Origin of the sequence: Mesorhizobium sp. B3-1-6, from assembly GCF_006439555.1 — a bacterium.
Lineage (GTDB): Bacteria > Pseudomonadota > Alphaproteobacteria > Rhizobiales > Rhizobiaceae > Mesorhizobium.
Window position 1 is genome coordinate 1 of record NZ_VFTM01000022.1, and the last position, 13,245, is coordinate 13,245.

Consider the following 13,245-nt stretch of genomic DNA (forward strand, 5'->3'; position numbering starts at 1 on the left):
TTCAGGGGCGGGTCGCTTCAACATGACCCAGTGAATCAAAAACCCCCGGCAAATGCCAGAGGTTTGTCAGCAGTCTGAGGGCGGCCCAACGGCCGCCCTTTCTTTTTGCGCAGTCCTCTGCTGTTATCGAGGCAGGAAAGAGAACCTGCACAAATTATGAGCAATGTTGCGATCAGGGCCGCCACCGCGGCCGACCTCGACCGAATCACCGAAATCTATGCCGATGCGGTCGCGCATGGCACGGCGAGCTACGAGCTGGAGCCGCCCAGCCGCGCCGAAATGGGCGACCGATTCGACAGCCTGGCGGCCGGCGGCTTTCCTTATCTCGTGGCGGAGAATGACGGCATCGTGCTCGGCTATGCCTATGCCGGGCCGTTCCGGCCCCGCCCCGCTTACCGATTCGTCATCGAGGATTCGGTCTATGTCGCGCCGGAGGCCAAGGGGCAGGGCGTCGGCTTCCTGCTGATGCAGGCGCTGATCGAGACGGCGCGCGCGGCGGGCTTCCGCCAGATCATCGCGGTGATCGGCGACGGCCACACGGACAGCGCCTCGGTGCGGCTGCACGAGAAGCTCGGCTTCCGCCATTCCGGTCGCCTGGAAGGATCCGGCTACAAGCACGGACGCTGGCTGGACACGGTGTTCATGCAGCTTTCGCTGAATGGCGGCGCGGAACTGCCGCCCGATCCGAATTCGCTGCCGGAACGGAAGTTTCGCGAAAGGCTGAAGGGGAATTGAAGAACTGTGGAATTGGGCAATTGAAGAAAGATATTCAGAGTCCTTTTCTCCAGTTCCTCAATTCCTCTTTCCGGATTACGCCTCGACAAGCTTCAGCTTGGCATCGAACACGCCAAGCACGCGGCCGAGTTCCTGGCTGCGCTTCAGGATGCGGCCGCCTGCGGCGATGACGGCAAAAGCGCCTTGCCGGCGTGCCAGCCTGGGGTCCTTGACGATCTGGAAAAGCGGCACTTCGCTGGCCCGGCGGAAGACGGAAAAGACAGCGCGATCAGTGAGATGGTCGATCGCGTAGTCGCGCCATTCATTGGCCGCCACCATGCGTCCGTAAAGCCTCAGAATCTGGTCGAGCTCGCGCCGGTCGAATCGCACCGGCTGGTCGAGGCGGGCGTTGCGCGCCTCGTGCAACGGGATCAATATTCCGGATGCTTCCCCATCCTCCGTCCCGCTGCTGTGATCGGTCATGCCTCGATCCTTCGATTGAATCATGCGCCGGCCAAGGTTCGCGCTTTCGCGGTCGAATTGCAAGGCCTGGCTAAGCAGGCCCGATGGTCGCGCGGTTTCCCAAACGTCCAGTCACGTTTGCGAAACACATGTTGGAATTGGTGATGCTCTGCCACATTCTCGCCACAAATAATCCGCGCTCATGCCCCAATGTCCGACGAATTTACCGGCGTTGCCTGAGACGGTTCGGTCCGGCACCGGCTCGTAAACCCCAAGCCCCCCGCCCACGGGTCAGCGTCGGATCGAACCAACCTCGGTTTTTCCTTGGAAAAATCAGGTGCGACGATCCCAAAACCTGAATGACCGGCGTCAGAAGCAAGCTGACGCCGGTTTTTTGTTTTCCTTCACCCTTGTCTACGGCATGCACACATTTCCAAGCGGCTGGTCTTGGCGATAGCGTGAATGGCAGCTTGGCGCATGCATTGTCTTATGCAGCGCTGGTCGACCCCCACTCCGTCTCGGCTTCGCCGAGCCACCTCTCCCCCGATCGACGGGGTAGAGGAAAGGCGCGCCAGGCTTTTTGCCGACAACGCTCGTCCAGCAAGGCTCCCTTCCTTTCCCTCCGGAGGGGGGGAAAGGTGGCGCTGCAAAGCAGCGACGGATTGGGGGAACCACGTGGCAATCAGGTCTTCGGCCGATCAATCACGCCGATCAAGGCATGCCGGCTATCCGAACTCCCAAAGATTGCCCTGCCTTGTGGTAAGAAGCGGTCCGCGCGCGAGCGGACGAGAAGCCAATTGCTAGAAGGCGGGAGCTAAAGCCGGTCGGGCTTGCGGATGAAGGCGGCGCCGAGGATCGGGCCGGGCATGCCGTCCTGACCAACCGACTGCAGCAGCACCGCGCAGCCGCCCTTCTTGGCGATCTCGGTCATCGGCAATTCGTAACGCTGCGCCTTGCCGTGCCACATGCCGGCGGTCTGGATGTCGGAAACGGCGTTCCAGTAGGTCAGGCTTCGGCCGCTGTTCTCGCCCTGGCCGATCTTCACCATCCGCGGCGGATCGAAATAGACGATCACCAGATGGGCGTCGGTCGGGCCGTTGCCGGCATCGCCCGCGTCGATCACGACACGGTCGCTGGTGCGGCTAACCTTGATGGCGACCCGCATGCCTTCGCCGGTCCTGTCCATCCGCGCCAAGGCGCCGTCGACGTCCTTGCGGCTGGCGCCGTTGACGTGGCTGCGGCCGTTGATGACGGCCTGCGGCGTGTAGACCGAGCGGCTGCCGAAGGCGCGCATATAGTCATACTGGCGCTCGGTGTTCTCCTTGGTGCTCAGCGTGTCCTGCCAGCCGAGATAGTCCCAGTAATTGACGTGGTAGGCGAGCGCGACGATGTCGTCCTTGCCGGCGAGCTCGGCAAACAACTCGTCGGCCGGTGGACAGGAACTGCAGCCCTGGCTGGTGAACAATTCGACCACGCCCAAAGGTTTGTCGGCTTGAGGCTTGCCGGTCGCGGCCTTCTCAGGCTCGGCTGCCAGGGCCACGCCGCCCAACGCCGTAAAGGCCAGCGCTACTGCCGCAAGCCGCAATCGTCCTCGAAATGCCATGACTTTTCCAATTCCCGCCGGTGACGCCGGCCTTGTTCTGATTGCTAAAATATGTGGCAGAAGCGCCAGTCAACGGGAAGTCACGTTGCGGTGAAATTTTTGCTGTTGCAGCCGCAGGTAAGGGCGCAATAGGAGAGGCGATTGCATTTCAAGGCGTGGTTCGATTCGGGAGCAGCATCCTCACCATGTGGCAAACTCTCCTGACCCCTGTCGATCTCTATTGCGAACGGACGGGGCCTGGACTTTGGGCCGAGCCGGCTAATGCTTTGACCAACCTGGCTTTCATTGCCGCGGGACTATGGGGCGTCCAGCAGGTGCGGCGATACAAGACCGGCGCCTTCGCCGAAGTGCTGGCCTGGTGGGTGGTGGCGATCGGCATCGGCTCGACCCTTTTCCACACCTTCGCCAGCAAAGGCACGATCTGGGCCGACATCCTGCCGATCGCCGGCTTCACGCTGGCCTACACGCTGTTCAACCTGCGGCGTTTCCTCGGTATGGAATGGGGCAAGGCGATCCTCGTCTTCGTCGCCTTCTATGCCGTGGCCGGCCTGATCGCCTACGCCGTGCCCGACTGGCTGCGCCAAGCGTCGAACGGCACTACGGGCTACCTGCCGCCCTTCCTGGCGCTCGCCTTCTTCGGAGCGTGGGCGGCGGCCACCGGCAACCGGGCCGGCTGGTACAATCTGACCGGATCGGCGATCTTCGTCGTCTCGGTCCTCTGCCGCATGATCGACCCGCTGGTCTGCACCAGCTTCCCGCTCGGCACGCATTTCCTCTGGCATGTCTTCAACGGGCTGATGCTCGCCGTGTTGCTGGCGGCGACGGCGCGGTTTGGGAAGCCGCAGGTAAGGCAGTAGGCAGTAGGCAGTAGGCAGTAGGTGTCCTTCCCTACTGCCTAATGCCTAAGCCCTATTCCCTGGCCGCTACGCGGCCAAGTCGCGCAGCACGTATTGCAGGATGCCGCCGTTCTTGAAGTAGTCGAGCTCATCCAGCGTATCGATGCGGCAGATGATCGGCACGTTCTTCACCGTGCCGTCGCCATAGGTGACCTTGGCCACCATCTTCTGGCGCGGCTTGATCGCGTCCAGGCCGTCGATCTCGACCAGTTCGTCGCCCTTCAGGTTGAGCGAGGCCCATGAGGTGCCGTCCTCGAAGACGAAGGGGATGACGCCCATGCCGACCAGGTTGGAGCGGTGGATGCGCTCGAAGGACTGGGCGATGACCGCGCGCACGCCGAGCAGGTTGGTGCCCTTGGCCGCCCAGTCGCGCGACGAGCCGTTGCCGTATTCGACGCCGGCGAAGATCACCAGCGGCACGCCTTCCTGCTTGTATTCCATCGCCGCGTCGTAGATCGACATCTCCTCCTTCGAGGGATAGTGGATCGTGTAGCCGCCCTCGCGGCCGTTCTCGCCCAGCATGTGGTTGCGGATGCGGATGTTGGCGAAGGTGCCGCGCATCATCACCTCATGGTTGCCGCGCCGCGTGCCGTACTGGTTGAAGTCGGCGACGCCGACGCCATGCTCGGTCAGATACTTGCCGGCCGGCGATGCAGCCTTGATCGAGCCCGCCGGCGAGATGTGATCGGTGGTGATCTTGTCGCCGAAAAGGCCGAGCACGCGCGCGCCCTTGATGTCGCCGACCTTGCCGAAGGAGCGGCCCATGCCGGCGAAATAGGGCGGGTTCTGCACATAGGTCGAGTGGTTGTCCCAGGCATAGGTCTGGCCTTCCGGCGCCTTGACCTTCTGCCAGTAGGCGTCGCCCTTGAAGACGTCGGCATATTTGCGGGCGAACAGCTCGCGGGTGACGTTCTTCTCGATGAACTCCTGGATCTCGGCCGAGGTCGGCCAGATGTCCTTGAGATAGACCGGCTTGCCGTCGCTGCCTTCGCCGAGCGGCTCGGTGGTGAGGTCCCTGGTCACTGTGCCGGCCAGCGCATGCGCCACCACCAGCGGCGGCGAGGCGAGGTAGTTCGCCTGCACGTCCGGCGAGACGCGGCCTTCGAAGTTGCGGTTGCCGGAAAGCACCGCGGCGGCGATCAAGCCTTTATCGTTGATGGTCTTGGAGATCGGTGCCGGCAGCGGGCCGGAATTGCCGATGCAGGTGGTGCAGCCGAAGCCGACCAGGTTGAAACCGATCTGGTCGAGCTCCTTCTGCAGGCCGGACTTTTCGAGATATTCGGCCACCACCTGGCTGCCGGGGGCGAGCGAGGTTTTCACCCACGGCTTCTGCTTCAGGCCGCGGCGGTTGGCGTTGCGAGCAAGCAGGCCGGCGCCGATCAGCACGCTCGGGTTCGAGGTGTTGGTGCAGGAGGTGATGGCGGCGATGACGACGTCGCCATGGCCGAGATCGTAGTCGGTGCCTTCGACGGCGTAGCGCTTCGAGATCTCGGCGGCCTTCTTGTATTCTGTCTCCATCGCCTTGGCGAAGCCGGCGGGGATGTCCTGCAGGGCGACGCGGCCCTCTGGGCGCTTCGGGCCGGCCATTGACGGCACGACGTCGCCGAGGTCGAGCTCGAGCAGGTCGGTGAAGACCGGATCGGCCGAGCCCGCGTCGCGCCACATGCCTTGCGCCTTGGAATAGGCCTCGACCAGCGCGATGCGGTTCTCCTCGCGGCCGGACATGGTGAGGTAGCGGATGGTTTCCGAGTCGACCGGGAAGAAGCCGCAGGTCGCGCCATATTCCGGCGCCATGTTGCCGATGGTGGCGCGGTCGGCCAGCGTCATGTTGGAGAGGCCGGGGCCGAAGAACTCGACGAATTTGCCGACGACGCCCTTCTTGCGCAGCATCTGGGTGACGGTGAGCACGAGGTCGGTGGCGGTGACGCCTTCCTTGAGCTTGCCGGTGAGGCGGAAGCCGATGACTTCCGGCAAGAGCATGGAGACCGGCTGGCCGAGCATCGCGGCCTCGGCCTCGATGCCGCCGACGCCCCAGCCCAAAACGCCGAGGCCGTTGATCATGGTGGTGTGCGAATCGGTGCCGACGCAGGTGTCGGGATAGGCGGTGGTTTCGCCGTCCTCAGCGTTGGTCCACACGACCTGTCCCAGATATTCGAGGTTGACCTGGTGGCAGATGCCGGTGCCGGGCGGCACGACGCGGAAGTTGCGGAAGGCCTGCTGGCCCCATTTCAGGAATTTGTAGCGCTCCTCGTTGCGCTCATATTCCAGCTCGACATTGCGGGCGAAGGCCATCGGCGTGCCGAACTCGTCGACGATGACGGAGTGGTCGATGACGAGGTCGACCGGCACCAGCGGATTGATCTTCTCCGGGTCGCCGCCGAGCGCCTTGATGCCATCGCGCATCGCCGCCAGGTCGACCACCGCCGGAACGCCGGTGAAATCCTGCATCAGCACGCGGGCCGGGCGATAGGCGATCTCGACCCCGGCGGTGCCCTTGTCGGTCAGCCAGGCGGCGACCGCCTGGATCGATTCCCTGGTGACCGAACGGCCATCCTCGTTGCGCAACAGGTTCTCCAGCAGCACCTTCATCGAATAAGGCAGCTGGGCGATGCCGGTGAGGCCGTTCTTCTCGGCCGCAACGAGGTCGAAGTAAACATAGTCCGCGCCACCCGCGGTCAGGGTGCGGCAGCAATTGAAACTGTCGAGGGATTTGGTCACGGCGATCCGTCCTTGTCTGTTCAGCCTGAAAGGGAACGGACGCCGTTGGCATGCAATCACGCGCAAAGGTGCGGGTACGGCCATTTCCGCTGTCCGCTCCCAAGCAACCCGAGCCGTTCAAGGCGGCGCGTGCGCTGGTTCGGCGCTAATTCTGATCCCGCGCCGACCGCTGGCACGGATGAACCGCATATAGAGAATTTCCTGGAATAGTTCTAGACAGTCGAAGGACGAATTTGCGTGAGCCGGAAACGGCCGCGAAACGGTGCTTTCGGGACGGGCAAGAATGCGGCTGATCGCCGAAAATCTAGGCGGCGAGCGCGGCGGCGAGACGGTTTTTTCCAACATCGGCTTCGCGCTGGACAAGGGCGAGGCGCTCATTGTCACCGGTCCGAACGGCTCGGGCAAATCGACGCTGCTCAGAATCGTCGCCGGCCTGCTGCCGGCCGCGCAGGGAAAGGTGCGGTTCGAGGATGGCGGCGAGGCCTTCCCGACGGTCGCCTCTGCTTCGCATTATCTCGGCCATCTCAACGCGATGAAGACGGCGCTCAGCGTCGAGGAGGATCTCGGCTTCTGGCGCGCCTTCCAGGGAGAGCCGGGACTGGGCGTCGAGGAGGCGCTGGAGACGGTGGCGCTCGGCGGGCTCGGACATCTGCCCTTCGGCTATCTGTCGACAGGGCAGCGGCGACGGGCCTCGATCGCGAAGCTCCTGGTGAGCCGCCGGCCGGTCTGGCTGCTCGACGAGCCGACCGCAGGGCTGGACAAGGCCTCGGAGGAGCGATTCGCGGAGCTGATGAAGGCGCATCTGCGCGACGGAGGGATTGTCGTGGCGGCCACGCATCTGCCGCTGGGGCTGGGCGGGGCGACGGAATTGAGGATGGGCGACTGATGTCGGCGCGAGGCACCCCCCTCTGTCCTGCCGGACATCTCCCCCGCAAGGAGGGAGATTGGCAGCTTCGGCGCCGGCATCTCCTTCGCGGCGTCGGTGATTGGCGAAAGTCCGCGCGACATTCGATCTCCCCCCTTGCGGGGGAGATGGCCGGCAGGCCAGAGGGGGGTGTGCCGGAGCGCCAGCCTCGCCAAGGGATCCCTTTATAATGTGGCCCCTCTTCCTGCGCGACATCCGCCTTTCCATCCGCGCCGGCGGCGGGGCGTTGATCGGGGTCATCTTCTTCCTCGCCGTCATCGTCACCATCCCGTTCGGCGTCGGTCCCGACCTCAACCTCTTGTCGCGCATCGGCCCGGCGATCCTGTGGATCGCCGCCCTGCTTGCCTGCCTGCTCGGCCTCGACCGCCTGTTCCAGGCTGATCGCGAGGACGGCTCGCTCGATCTGCTGGTGCTGAACAACGACCGCCACATGCTGGCGCTGACGGTGCTGACGAAGTGCCTGGCGCACTGGACCGGCAGCGTGCTGCCGCTGGTGGTCGCGGCGCCTTTGCTTGGCCTGTTCATGAACATGGAGCCGCTCGGCATCGGCGCCACGGCGCTCACGCTTCTCGTCGGCACGCCGGCCATCACCTTCATCGGCGCCGCGGGTGCCGCGGTGGCGGTGGCGCTGCCGCGCGGCGGATTGCTGATTTCGGTGCTGGTGCTGCCTTTGACCATTCCGGTGCTGATCTTCGGCGTTTCGGCAAGCTATGGCGCGGTGGCCGATCCGGCGCCATTCCTGCAGCCTTTCCTCATTCTTGCCGCGCTGACGCTGTTTCTTGCAGTACTCGGTCCGCTGGCGGCGGCGCTGGCGCTGCGGCATGGGACGGATTGAGACGACGAGAATGTTCCTTCACTGCGGCACCGCGACAAATTGCGGAACTGCCAGCGCGAGGTTAAGGGAAGACATGATCGCAACGATTGGCACGGCGGAGAGCGGGGAGCGGCTGACATGAGCGCGCATGCCCTCTTCGTCACCGCCGCCTATGCCATCACCGCCGTGGTGCTCGCCGGGCTGATCGGCTGGATCCTGTTCGACCAGCGGGCGCGCAAACGCGAGCTCGCGGCGCTGGAGGCGGCCGGGGTGCGCCGGCGCTCCGACAAGGCTGTCAAATCATGAGCATTGAAACCGAAACGCCGGCGCCGCGGCGCCGCCTGTTCGTGCTTCTGCCTCTGCTGGTGTTCCTGGGGCTGGCGGGGCTGTTCCTGTCGCAACTGCTCTCGGGCCGCGACGCCTCGGAAATCCCCTCGGCGCTGATCGGCCTGCCGGCGCCGCAGACCGACTTGCCGCCGCTCGGAGGGACGAGCCTGCCGGGGCTCGCGTCAAAAGACTTTACCGGCAAGGTGACGCTGGTCAACGTGTTCGCGTCCTGGTGCGCGCCGTGCCGCGAGGAGCATCCGGTGCTGCTCGGCCTGTCGCAGGACAAGCGCTTCACGCTTGCGGCGCTGAACTACAAGGACCAGCCGGAAAACGCCAGCCGTTTCCTTGGCGAGCTCGGCAATCCGTATCAGGCGATCGGCGTCGATCCGGCCGGACGCGCGGCGATCGACTGGGGCGTCTACGGCGTGCCGGAGACCTTCGTCATCGGCAAGGACGGCAAGATTGCCTACAAGCATGTCGGGCCCCTGACGCCCGACTCCGTGAGAGCGTTGCTGTTGCCGCAGATCGAGAAAGCGCTGGCGGCGCCGGGTTAGCGCGGCGGCGCCAGGTCAAGACGGATACTTGCGTCGTCATTCTAGGGCGAAGCAAGGAGCGAAGCGACGCGCGCAGACCCTAGAATCCATTCCGTGACGCTGATCGAGGAGCGCGGCGGCCTGGATTTCGGCGCTTGTGCAGCGCGTTCTGCATCGCTGCGACGCCTGGAAGTCACCGAATGGATTCTCGGGTCAAGCCCGAGAATGACGAAGTGGCCGGACGATCGGCCTGCCGCTCAGCCGTAGATCTGCTTGTGGACCTGGTAGAGCATTTCCGAACGGTCGGCGCGCAGATCGGCGAGATCGCGGCTGGACAGGTTCTCGATTTCGGCGACGAGGCGGTTGTAATGACGGCGCTTGGCCATGCTGGCGCGGGCGCGGGAGACAAGATTGTCGAACATGACAGGGTTCCTTCTTAGTTGTTCCTCCCTGACGATTGTGAAGATGACATAGGAATGGTGCGTTGCAAAAGAAAGATGTTGCAATGCACCATTGCAACCAGCGCATAGCCGGTTAATCCAGCCCTAACAGGCTATGGGCCGCACGGAGCCCCGCGCCGGCCGGGCTTCACGGATTTCTCATCTGTTTTGTCATACAAATTACGGGCCTGCCGTCTTGCCAGATCGCTTCCGGGCTGGCTTGATCCGCCCCGTCACCTGATGCCGGGAGGAAATGCATGGCGGCCGAAGACTATTACGACGTTCTCGATCCGCGCTTCGCGCGCCTGTTCAACGGCAGCGCCCAGGTGGAAAAGCTGTTCACCGGCTGCCGCTGGGCGGAAGGGCCGGCCTGGTTCGCCGCCGGCCGCTATGTCGTCTGGTCGGACATCCCGAACAACCGCATGCTGCGCTATGACGAGACCGACGGCAGCGTCAGCGTGTTCCGGCAGCCGTCCGGCAATTCCAACGGCAACACCGTCGACCGGCAGGGCCGGCTGGTGACCTGCGAGCATTCCGGCCGCCGCGTCAGCCGGACCGAATTCGACGGCTCTATCACGACCATCGCCGAGAAGTGGAAGGGCAAGCGGCTGAACTCGCCCAACGACGTGGTGGTGCGCTCCGACGGCTCGATCTGGTTCACCGATCCGAGCTACGGCATCGACACCGATTATGAGGGCGACAAGGCCGAGAGCGAGATCGGCGCCTGCAATGTCTATCGCGTCGATCCCGATACGGGCGATGTCGAGGCCGTCATCACCGACATGGTGCGACCGAACGGGCTCGCCTTCTCGCTCGACGAAAGCCTGCTCTATGTCGTCGACACCGGCCGCACGCATGGCGAGAAGAACCCGGCGCATATGCGCGTCTTCAACGTCGGCAAGCACGGCAGGAAGGTTTCCGGCGGCAAGGTCTTCGCAGACTGCACCGCCGGCCTGTTCGACGGGTTCCGGCTCGATTCCGACGGGCGCATCTGGACGAGTGCCGCCGACGGCATCCATTGCTACGATCCGGACGGCACGCTGATCGGCAAGGTCAAGGTGCCGGAAGTGACCGCCAACTGCGTGTTCGGCGGCAACAAGCTCAACTGTCTCTACATCGCCGGCACCACCTCGCTCTACATGGTGCGGCTGATGGTGAATGGGGCGAAAACCTATTGAAGGTTCTGCAGGCGCTTCTTCGGCCATTCCTGGCCTTTCTGCGCATCCCAGCAGCGCCCGCGGCGCTGCGGCTCCCGCAACCACCACCATCCGCTTTGCCGGAGCGAATTGCCAAGCCATTGCCTGACGCCAAACGGAAGAACCCACGGGGAGAACATCATGCCATTCGTCAACATCCGCATCGTCAAGGAAGTGATCGCCGCCGATCCGGCCGGCAAGAAGGCTGACATCGCCAAGAAAGTGACCGCGGCCATCATGGACGCCACCGGGCTCGGCAATGACGATGTCTGGGTGGTGTTCGAGGAGGTCAACGCCCGCGACTGGTATGTCGGCAAGACCGATGTCGAGACGCTGCGGAAGGGATAGGACGCAGCAGGTTCGGGTGCCTGAGAGGTTCTTTCGGCGACGGCGAGATATGGGCGCTTCCCTTCGCGTTCGTCATCCTCGGGCTTGACCCGAGGATCCATTCCGTGATCTTCGACGTCGAGCGCAACGGGGCAGAATTCTGTAAGCGTCGCAACGCCTTAGCGTCGGGTCTGCGCCGCGTTGCTTCGCTCCTTGCTCCGCCCTCGAATGACGACCTTATGTTTGTCCGCGAATAAAACTCGCAAAACCCCGCACCGCCTCACGGATCGCCCGCCGGTTCGCATCCTCGCTGAGAATCGCCTCCATCTCCGCCGGCTTCTTGCCCAGCAGCGCGATCTCCAGCGTCCCCTCCTCATACATCGCGAACGACATCGTCCGCATGATCTCGGCCAGTGCCGCCCGCGCATAGAGCGAACGGGGCGAGGCGTGGACCAGCATCGCCGGCTTGCCCACCGCGGCGTCGCGCGAGACCAGCCAGTCCAGCGCATTCTTCACGCCGCCGGGCACGCCATGCGCATATTCCGGGCAGGAGACGACGACGCCGTCGGCCTGGGTGACCATCTCGATCAGGCGTGCCGCTTCCGGCGGCGTGCGCTCGCCCTCGTCGTCGGGGTTGAAAATCGGCAGCCGGCCAAGGCCGTCATAAACCTCGACACGGCAGTCCGCGGGCGCGTTGGCGGCCAATGCGGCGACCAGGGCCGAGTTGGTCGAGGCGGCGCGCAGGCTGCCCGATATGGCAATGATCTCGATCAAGGGAAGGAGCTGGACGAAGAGTTGAGTCGTCCGCGAAGCCTACCACATGGTCTGGCGGTAATCGTCGTCCAGCTCGCGGTCGATCTCGCCGGCGCTTTCGCCAAGAGCCAGCTGGTCGCGTATGATCTGGCCGAGCGTCGGCAGGGTCGCGCGGTCGTACCAGGTCTCCGGCTTCCACAGATCCGAGGGCATGAAGGCCTTGGCGCAATGCATATAGGCGGCCTTGACCGTCACCACGATGACGCTTTGCGGCTCCTTGCCGTCGACCGCAAGGCGCTCGCGTAAGAGGGGATCGACGGTGATGCGGGCATCGCCATTGACGCGCAGCGTCTCGTTCATGCCGGGGATGAGGAAGAGCAACCCGACCGACGGATTGCGGATGATGTTTTCCAGCGTGTCCAGCCGGTTGTTGCCGGGGCGATCGGGAATGGCGATGGTGGAGTTGTCGAGGATGGCGGTGAAGCCGGGCTTGTCGCCATTACAGCGCCGCGCGTCCTTTGGACGCGCAAAGGACGCTGTAACACTTTTGATTTGGCGCATGATCCTTTCCGAAAATCGATTTCGATTTTCGGGGTCATGCGCTAGGCGTCACATCGGCATTGCCGGCGCCGTCGGAGGAGCCGATCAGCGCGAAGGGGCTCTTGCCGATGAAGGAACGGCAATGGCCGTCGAGGCTTTTGAGCTCCTTGCGGATCGAGCCGTCGGTCGGCCGCGGTGTCTTGTAGACCGTCCTCAGCTCGTCATGTGTGGTCAGGAATTCCATGCCGCCCCCTTATTTTGACGCAATTTCGGACGGAAAACCGGCAGCCACTTTTCCTGGAATTGCTTTAATTTCCGGCCTTCTCTTGCTTGGACTTTTCCTCAAGCGAATGGCGCATGATCAGCGGCATCTGGCTGAAGGTGAACAGCAAGGTGATCGGGATCGTGCCCCAGACCTTGAAATAAAGCCAGGTCGCCTCGGAAAAGTTGCGCCACACGACCTCGTTGAGCACGGCGAGGAAGAGGAAGAACAGCCCCCAGCGGAAGGTCAGCTTGCGCCAGCCCTCGGCATCGAGCTGGAAGGCGGAATCGAAAACGTAACCAAGCAGCGACCGGCCGAACAGAAGCCCGCCGAGCAGCGTGACGCCGAACAGCGAATTGATGATCGTCGGCTTCATGAAGGCGAAGGTCTTGTCCTGCAGGTAAAGCGCCAGCGCGCCGAAGACGAAGACGACGATCGCCGAGACCAGCGGCATCAGCGGCAGGCTGCGCGTCAGCAGCCAGGAGACGCCGAGCGAAAGCGCCGTCGCGACCATGAAGAAGGCGGTGGCGATCAGGATCGGCTCGCCGAGATGGCTGAGTATCGGAAATTTCTCGGCCAGCCATTCGCCGCGGATGGTGGCGAAGAAGAACACGAGCCCTGGCCCAAGCTCGAGCAGGAACTTCAAGCCGGGGTTGATCGGCTTGCGGCGAGGATCGGATGGGTCGCGTTCGAGGATGTTCATAAAAGTCCTTCTTGCGCATGATCTGGCCGAAA

15 protein-coding genes and 1 pseudogene are annotated in these 13,245 nt (G+C 63.8%); 8 read left to right on the forward strand and 8 right to left on the reverse strand.

Annotated features, from left to right (window positions below):
• The first annotated feature begins 156 nt into the window (after positions 1-156).
• Complete coding sequence (locus FJ414_RS19580; RefSeq protein WP_140645994.1) at positions 157-735, forward strand: GNAT family N-acetyltransferase; 579 nt, start codon at positions 157-159, stop codon at positions 733-735.
• Positions 736-810: 75 nt separating this feature from the next.
• Here FJ414_RS19580 and FJ414_RS19585 read toward each other — a convergent pair whose 3' ends face one another.
• Together FJ414_RS19585 and FJ414_RS19590 are read right to left on the reverse strand one after the other, a co-directional pair.
• Positions 811-1,197 (reverse strand): DUF2794 domain-containing protein, encoded by a 387-nt coding sequence (locus FJ414_RS19585; protein ID WP_140645995.1) that lies wholly within the window; start codon positions 1,195-1,197, stop codon positions 811-813.
• 793 nt (positions 1,198-1,990) lie between these two features.
• Positions 1,991-2,779 carry a thioredoxin family protein gene (locus FJ414_RS19590; RefSeq protein ID WP_140645996.1) on the reverse strand — a complete coding sequence of 263 codons (789 nt, stop codon included), beginning with the start codon at positions 2,777-2,779 and terminating at the stop codon, positions 1,991-1,993.
• A gap of 185 nt (positions 2,780-2,964) precedes the next feature.
• On the opposite strand from FJ414_RS19590, the gene FJ414_RS19595 reads away from it, so the two are divergent.
• The gene (locus FJ414_RS19595; RefSeq protein WP_140645997.1) at positions 2,965-3,636 is read left to right on the forward strand and encodes a ceramidase domain-containing protein; all 672 of its coding nucleotides are present in this window, start codon (positions 2,965-2,967) and stop codon (positions 3,634-3,636) included.
• 66 nt (positions 3,637-3,702) lie between these two features.
• Here the strand turns inward: FJ414_RS19595 and acnA are convergent, their stop codons facing one another.
• The gene (gene acnA, locus FJ414_RS19600) at positions 3,703-6,393 is read right to left on the reverse strand and encodes an aconitate hydratase AcnA (protein ID WP_140645998.1); all 2,691 of its coding nucleotides are present in this window, start codon (positions 6,391-6,393) and stop codon (positions 3,703-3,705) included.
• 283 nt (positions 6,394-6,676) lie between these two features.
• Here acnA and ccmA point away from each other — a divergent pair, with 283 nt between their 5' ends.
• From ccmA to FJ414_RS19625, 4 genes are all read left to right on the forward strand, one after another.
• The gene (gene ccmA / locus FJ414_RS19605) at positions 6,677-7,279 is read left to right on the forward strand and encodes a heme ABC exporter ATP-binding protein CcmA (protein ID WP_140645999.1); all 603 of its coding nucleotides are present in this window, start codon (positions 6,677-6,679) and stop codon (positions 7,277-7,279) included.
• 208 nt (positions 7,280-7,487) lie between these two features.
• Positions 7,488-8,153 (forward strand): heme exporter protein CcmB, encoded by a 666-nt coding sequence (ccmB, locus tag FJ414_RS19615; protein WP_140646001.1) that lies wholly within the window; start codon positions 7,488-7,490, stop codon positions 8,151-8,153.
• Positions 8,154-8,270: 117 nt separating this feature from the next.
• The gene (gene ccmD / locus FJ414_RS19620) at positions 8,271-8,438 is read left to right on the forward strand and encodes a heme exporter protein CcmD (protein WP_140646002.1); all 168 of its coding nucleotides are present in this window, start codon (positions 8,271-8,273) and stop codon (positions 8,436-8,438) included.
• The gene (locus FJ414_RS19625; protein ID WP_140646003.1) at positions 8,435-9,013 is read left to right on the forward strand and encodes a DsbE family thiol:disulfide interchange protein; all 579 of its coding nucleotides are present in this window, start codon (positions 8,435-8,437) and stop codon (positions 9,011-9,013) included. The genes ccmD and FJ414_RS19625 overlap by 4 nt, the downstream gene beginning before the upstream one ends.
• 236 nt (positions 9,014-9,249) lie before the next feature.
• Here FJ414_RS19625 and FJ414_RS31530 read toward each other — a convergent pair whose 3' ends face one another.
• A complete protein-coding gene (locus tag FJ414_RS31530; protein ID WP_181177681.1) occupies positions 9,250-9,414 on the reverse strand; it encodes a hypothetical protein in 165 nt (54 codons plus the stop codon).
• Between the two features lie 275 nt (positions 9,415-9,689).
• Between FJ414_RS31530 and FJ414_RS19630 the strand changes: the two genes are divergently transcribed.
• Both FJ414_RS19630 and FJ414_RS19635 read left to right on the forward strand, forming a co-directional pair.
• On the forward strand, positions 9,690-10,610 hold the full coding sequence (locus FJ414_RS19630) for an SMP-30/gluconolactonase/LRE family protein (protein ID WP_140646004.1): 921 nt from the start codon (positions 9,690-9,692) through the stop codon (positions 10,608-10,610).
• A 159-nt stretch (positions 10,611-10,769) separates the two neighbouring features.
• Positions 10,770-10,976: a 4-oxalocrotonate tautomerase family protein gene (locus FJ414_RS19635; protein WP_013892236.1), complete on the forward strand. Its 207-nt coding sequence runs from the start codon at positions 10,770-10,772 to the stop codon at positions 10,974-10,976.
• 216 nt (positions 10,977-11,192) lie between these two features.
• Here the strand turns inward: FJ414_RS19635 and FJ414_RS19640 are convergent, their stop codons facing one another.
• From FJ414_RS19640 to FJ414_RS19655, 4 genes and pseudogenes are all read right to left on the reverse strand, one after another.
• The gene (locus FJ414_RS19640; RefSeq protein ID WP_140646005.1) at positions 11,193-11,729 is read right to left on the reverse strand and encodes an NADPH-dependent FMN reductase; all 537 of its coding nucleotides are present in this window, start codon (positions 11,727-11,729) and stop codon (positions 11,193-11,195) included.
• A 39-nt stretch (positions 11,730-11,768) separates the two neighbouring features.
• Entirely contained in the window at positions 11,769-12,269 is a 501-nt protein-coding gene (locus FJ414_RS19645) for an MSMEG_1061 family FMN-dependent PPOX-type flavoprotein (protein WP_181181660.1), read from the reverse strand.
• A gap of 43 nt (positions 12,270-12,312) precedes the next feature.
• A pseudogene (locus FJ414_RS19650) lies at positions 12,313-12,492 on the reverse strand (pyridoxamine 5'-phosphate oxidase family protein); the annotation flags it as partial.
• 64 nt (positions 12,493-12,556) lie between these two features.
• Positions 12,557-13,213, reverse strand: a complete 657-nt coding sequence (locus FJ414_RS19655) for a septation protein A (protein ID WP_140646006.1) — start codon at positions 13,211-13,213, stop codon at positions 12,557-12,559.
• Positions 13,214-13,245 lie beyond the last annotated feature (32 nt).

Bases quoted from the DNA above. Each gene is read 5' to 3' on its own strand.
- FJ414_RS19580 (WP_140645994.1), top strand. From the start codon at position 157: ATGAGCAATGTTGCGATCAGGGCCGCCACCGCGGCCGACCTCGACCGA.
- FJ414_RS19585 (WP_140645995.1), bottom strand. From the start codon at position 1,197: ATGACCGATCACAGCAGCGGGACGGAGGATGGGGAAGCATCCGGAATA.
- FJ414_RS19590 (WP_140645996.1), bottom strand. From the start codon at position 2,779: ATGGCATTTCGAGGACGATTGCGGCTTGCGGCAGTAGCGCTGGCCTTT.
- FJ414_RS19595 (WP_140645997.1), top strand. From the start codon at position 2,965: ATGTGGCAAACTCTCCTGACCCCTGTCGATCTCTATTGCGAACGGACG.
- ccmA (WP_140645999.1), top strand. From the start codon at position 6,677: ATGCGGCTGATCGCCGAAAATCTAGGCGGCGAGCGCGGCGGCGAGACG.
- ccmB (WP_140646001.1), top strand. From the start codon at position 7,488: ATGTGGCCCCTCTTCCTGCGCGACATCCGCCTTTCCATCCGCGCCGGC.
- ccmD (WP_140646002.1), top strand. From the start codon at position 8,271: ATGAGCGCGCATGCCCTCTTCGTCACCGCCGCCTATGCCATCACCGCC.
- FJ414_RS19625 (WP_140646003.1), top strand. From the start codon at position 8,435: ATGAGCATTGAAACCGAAACGCCGGCGCCGCGGCGCCGCCTGTTCGTG.
- FJ414_RS31530 (WP_181177681.1), bottom strand. From the start codon at position 9,414: ATGTTCGACAATCTTGTCTCCCGCGCCCGCGCCAGCATGGCCAAGCGC.
- FJ414_RS19630 (WP_140646004.1), top strand. From the start codon at position 9,690: ATGGCGGCCGAAGACTATTACGACGTTCTCGATCCGCGCTTCGCGCGC.
- FJ414_RS19635 (WP_013892236.1), top strand. From the start codon at position 10,770: ATGCCATTCGTCAACATCCGCATCGTCAAGGAAGTGATCGCCGCCGAT.
- FJ414_RS19645 (WP_181181660.1), bottom strand. From the start codon at position 12,269: ATGCGCCAAATCAAAAGTGTTACAGCGTCCTTTGCGCGTCCAAAGGAC.
- FJ414_RS19655 (WP_140646006.1), bottom strand. From the start codon at position 13,213: ATGAACATCCTCGAACGCGACCCATCCGATCCTCGCCGCAAGCCGATC.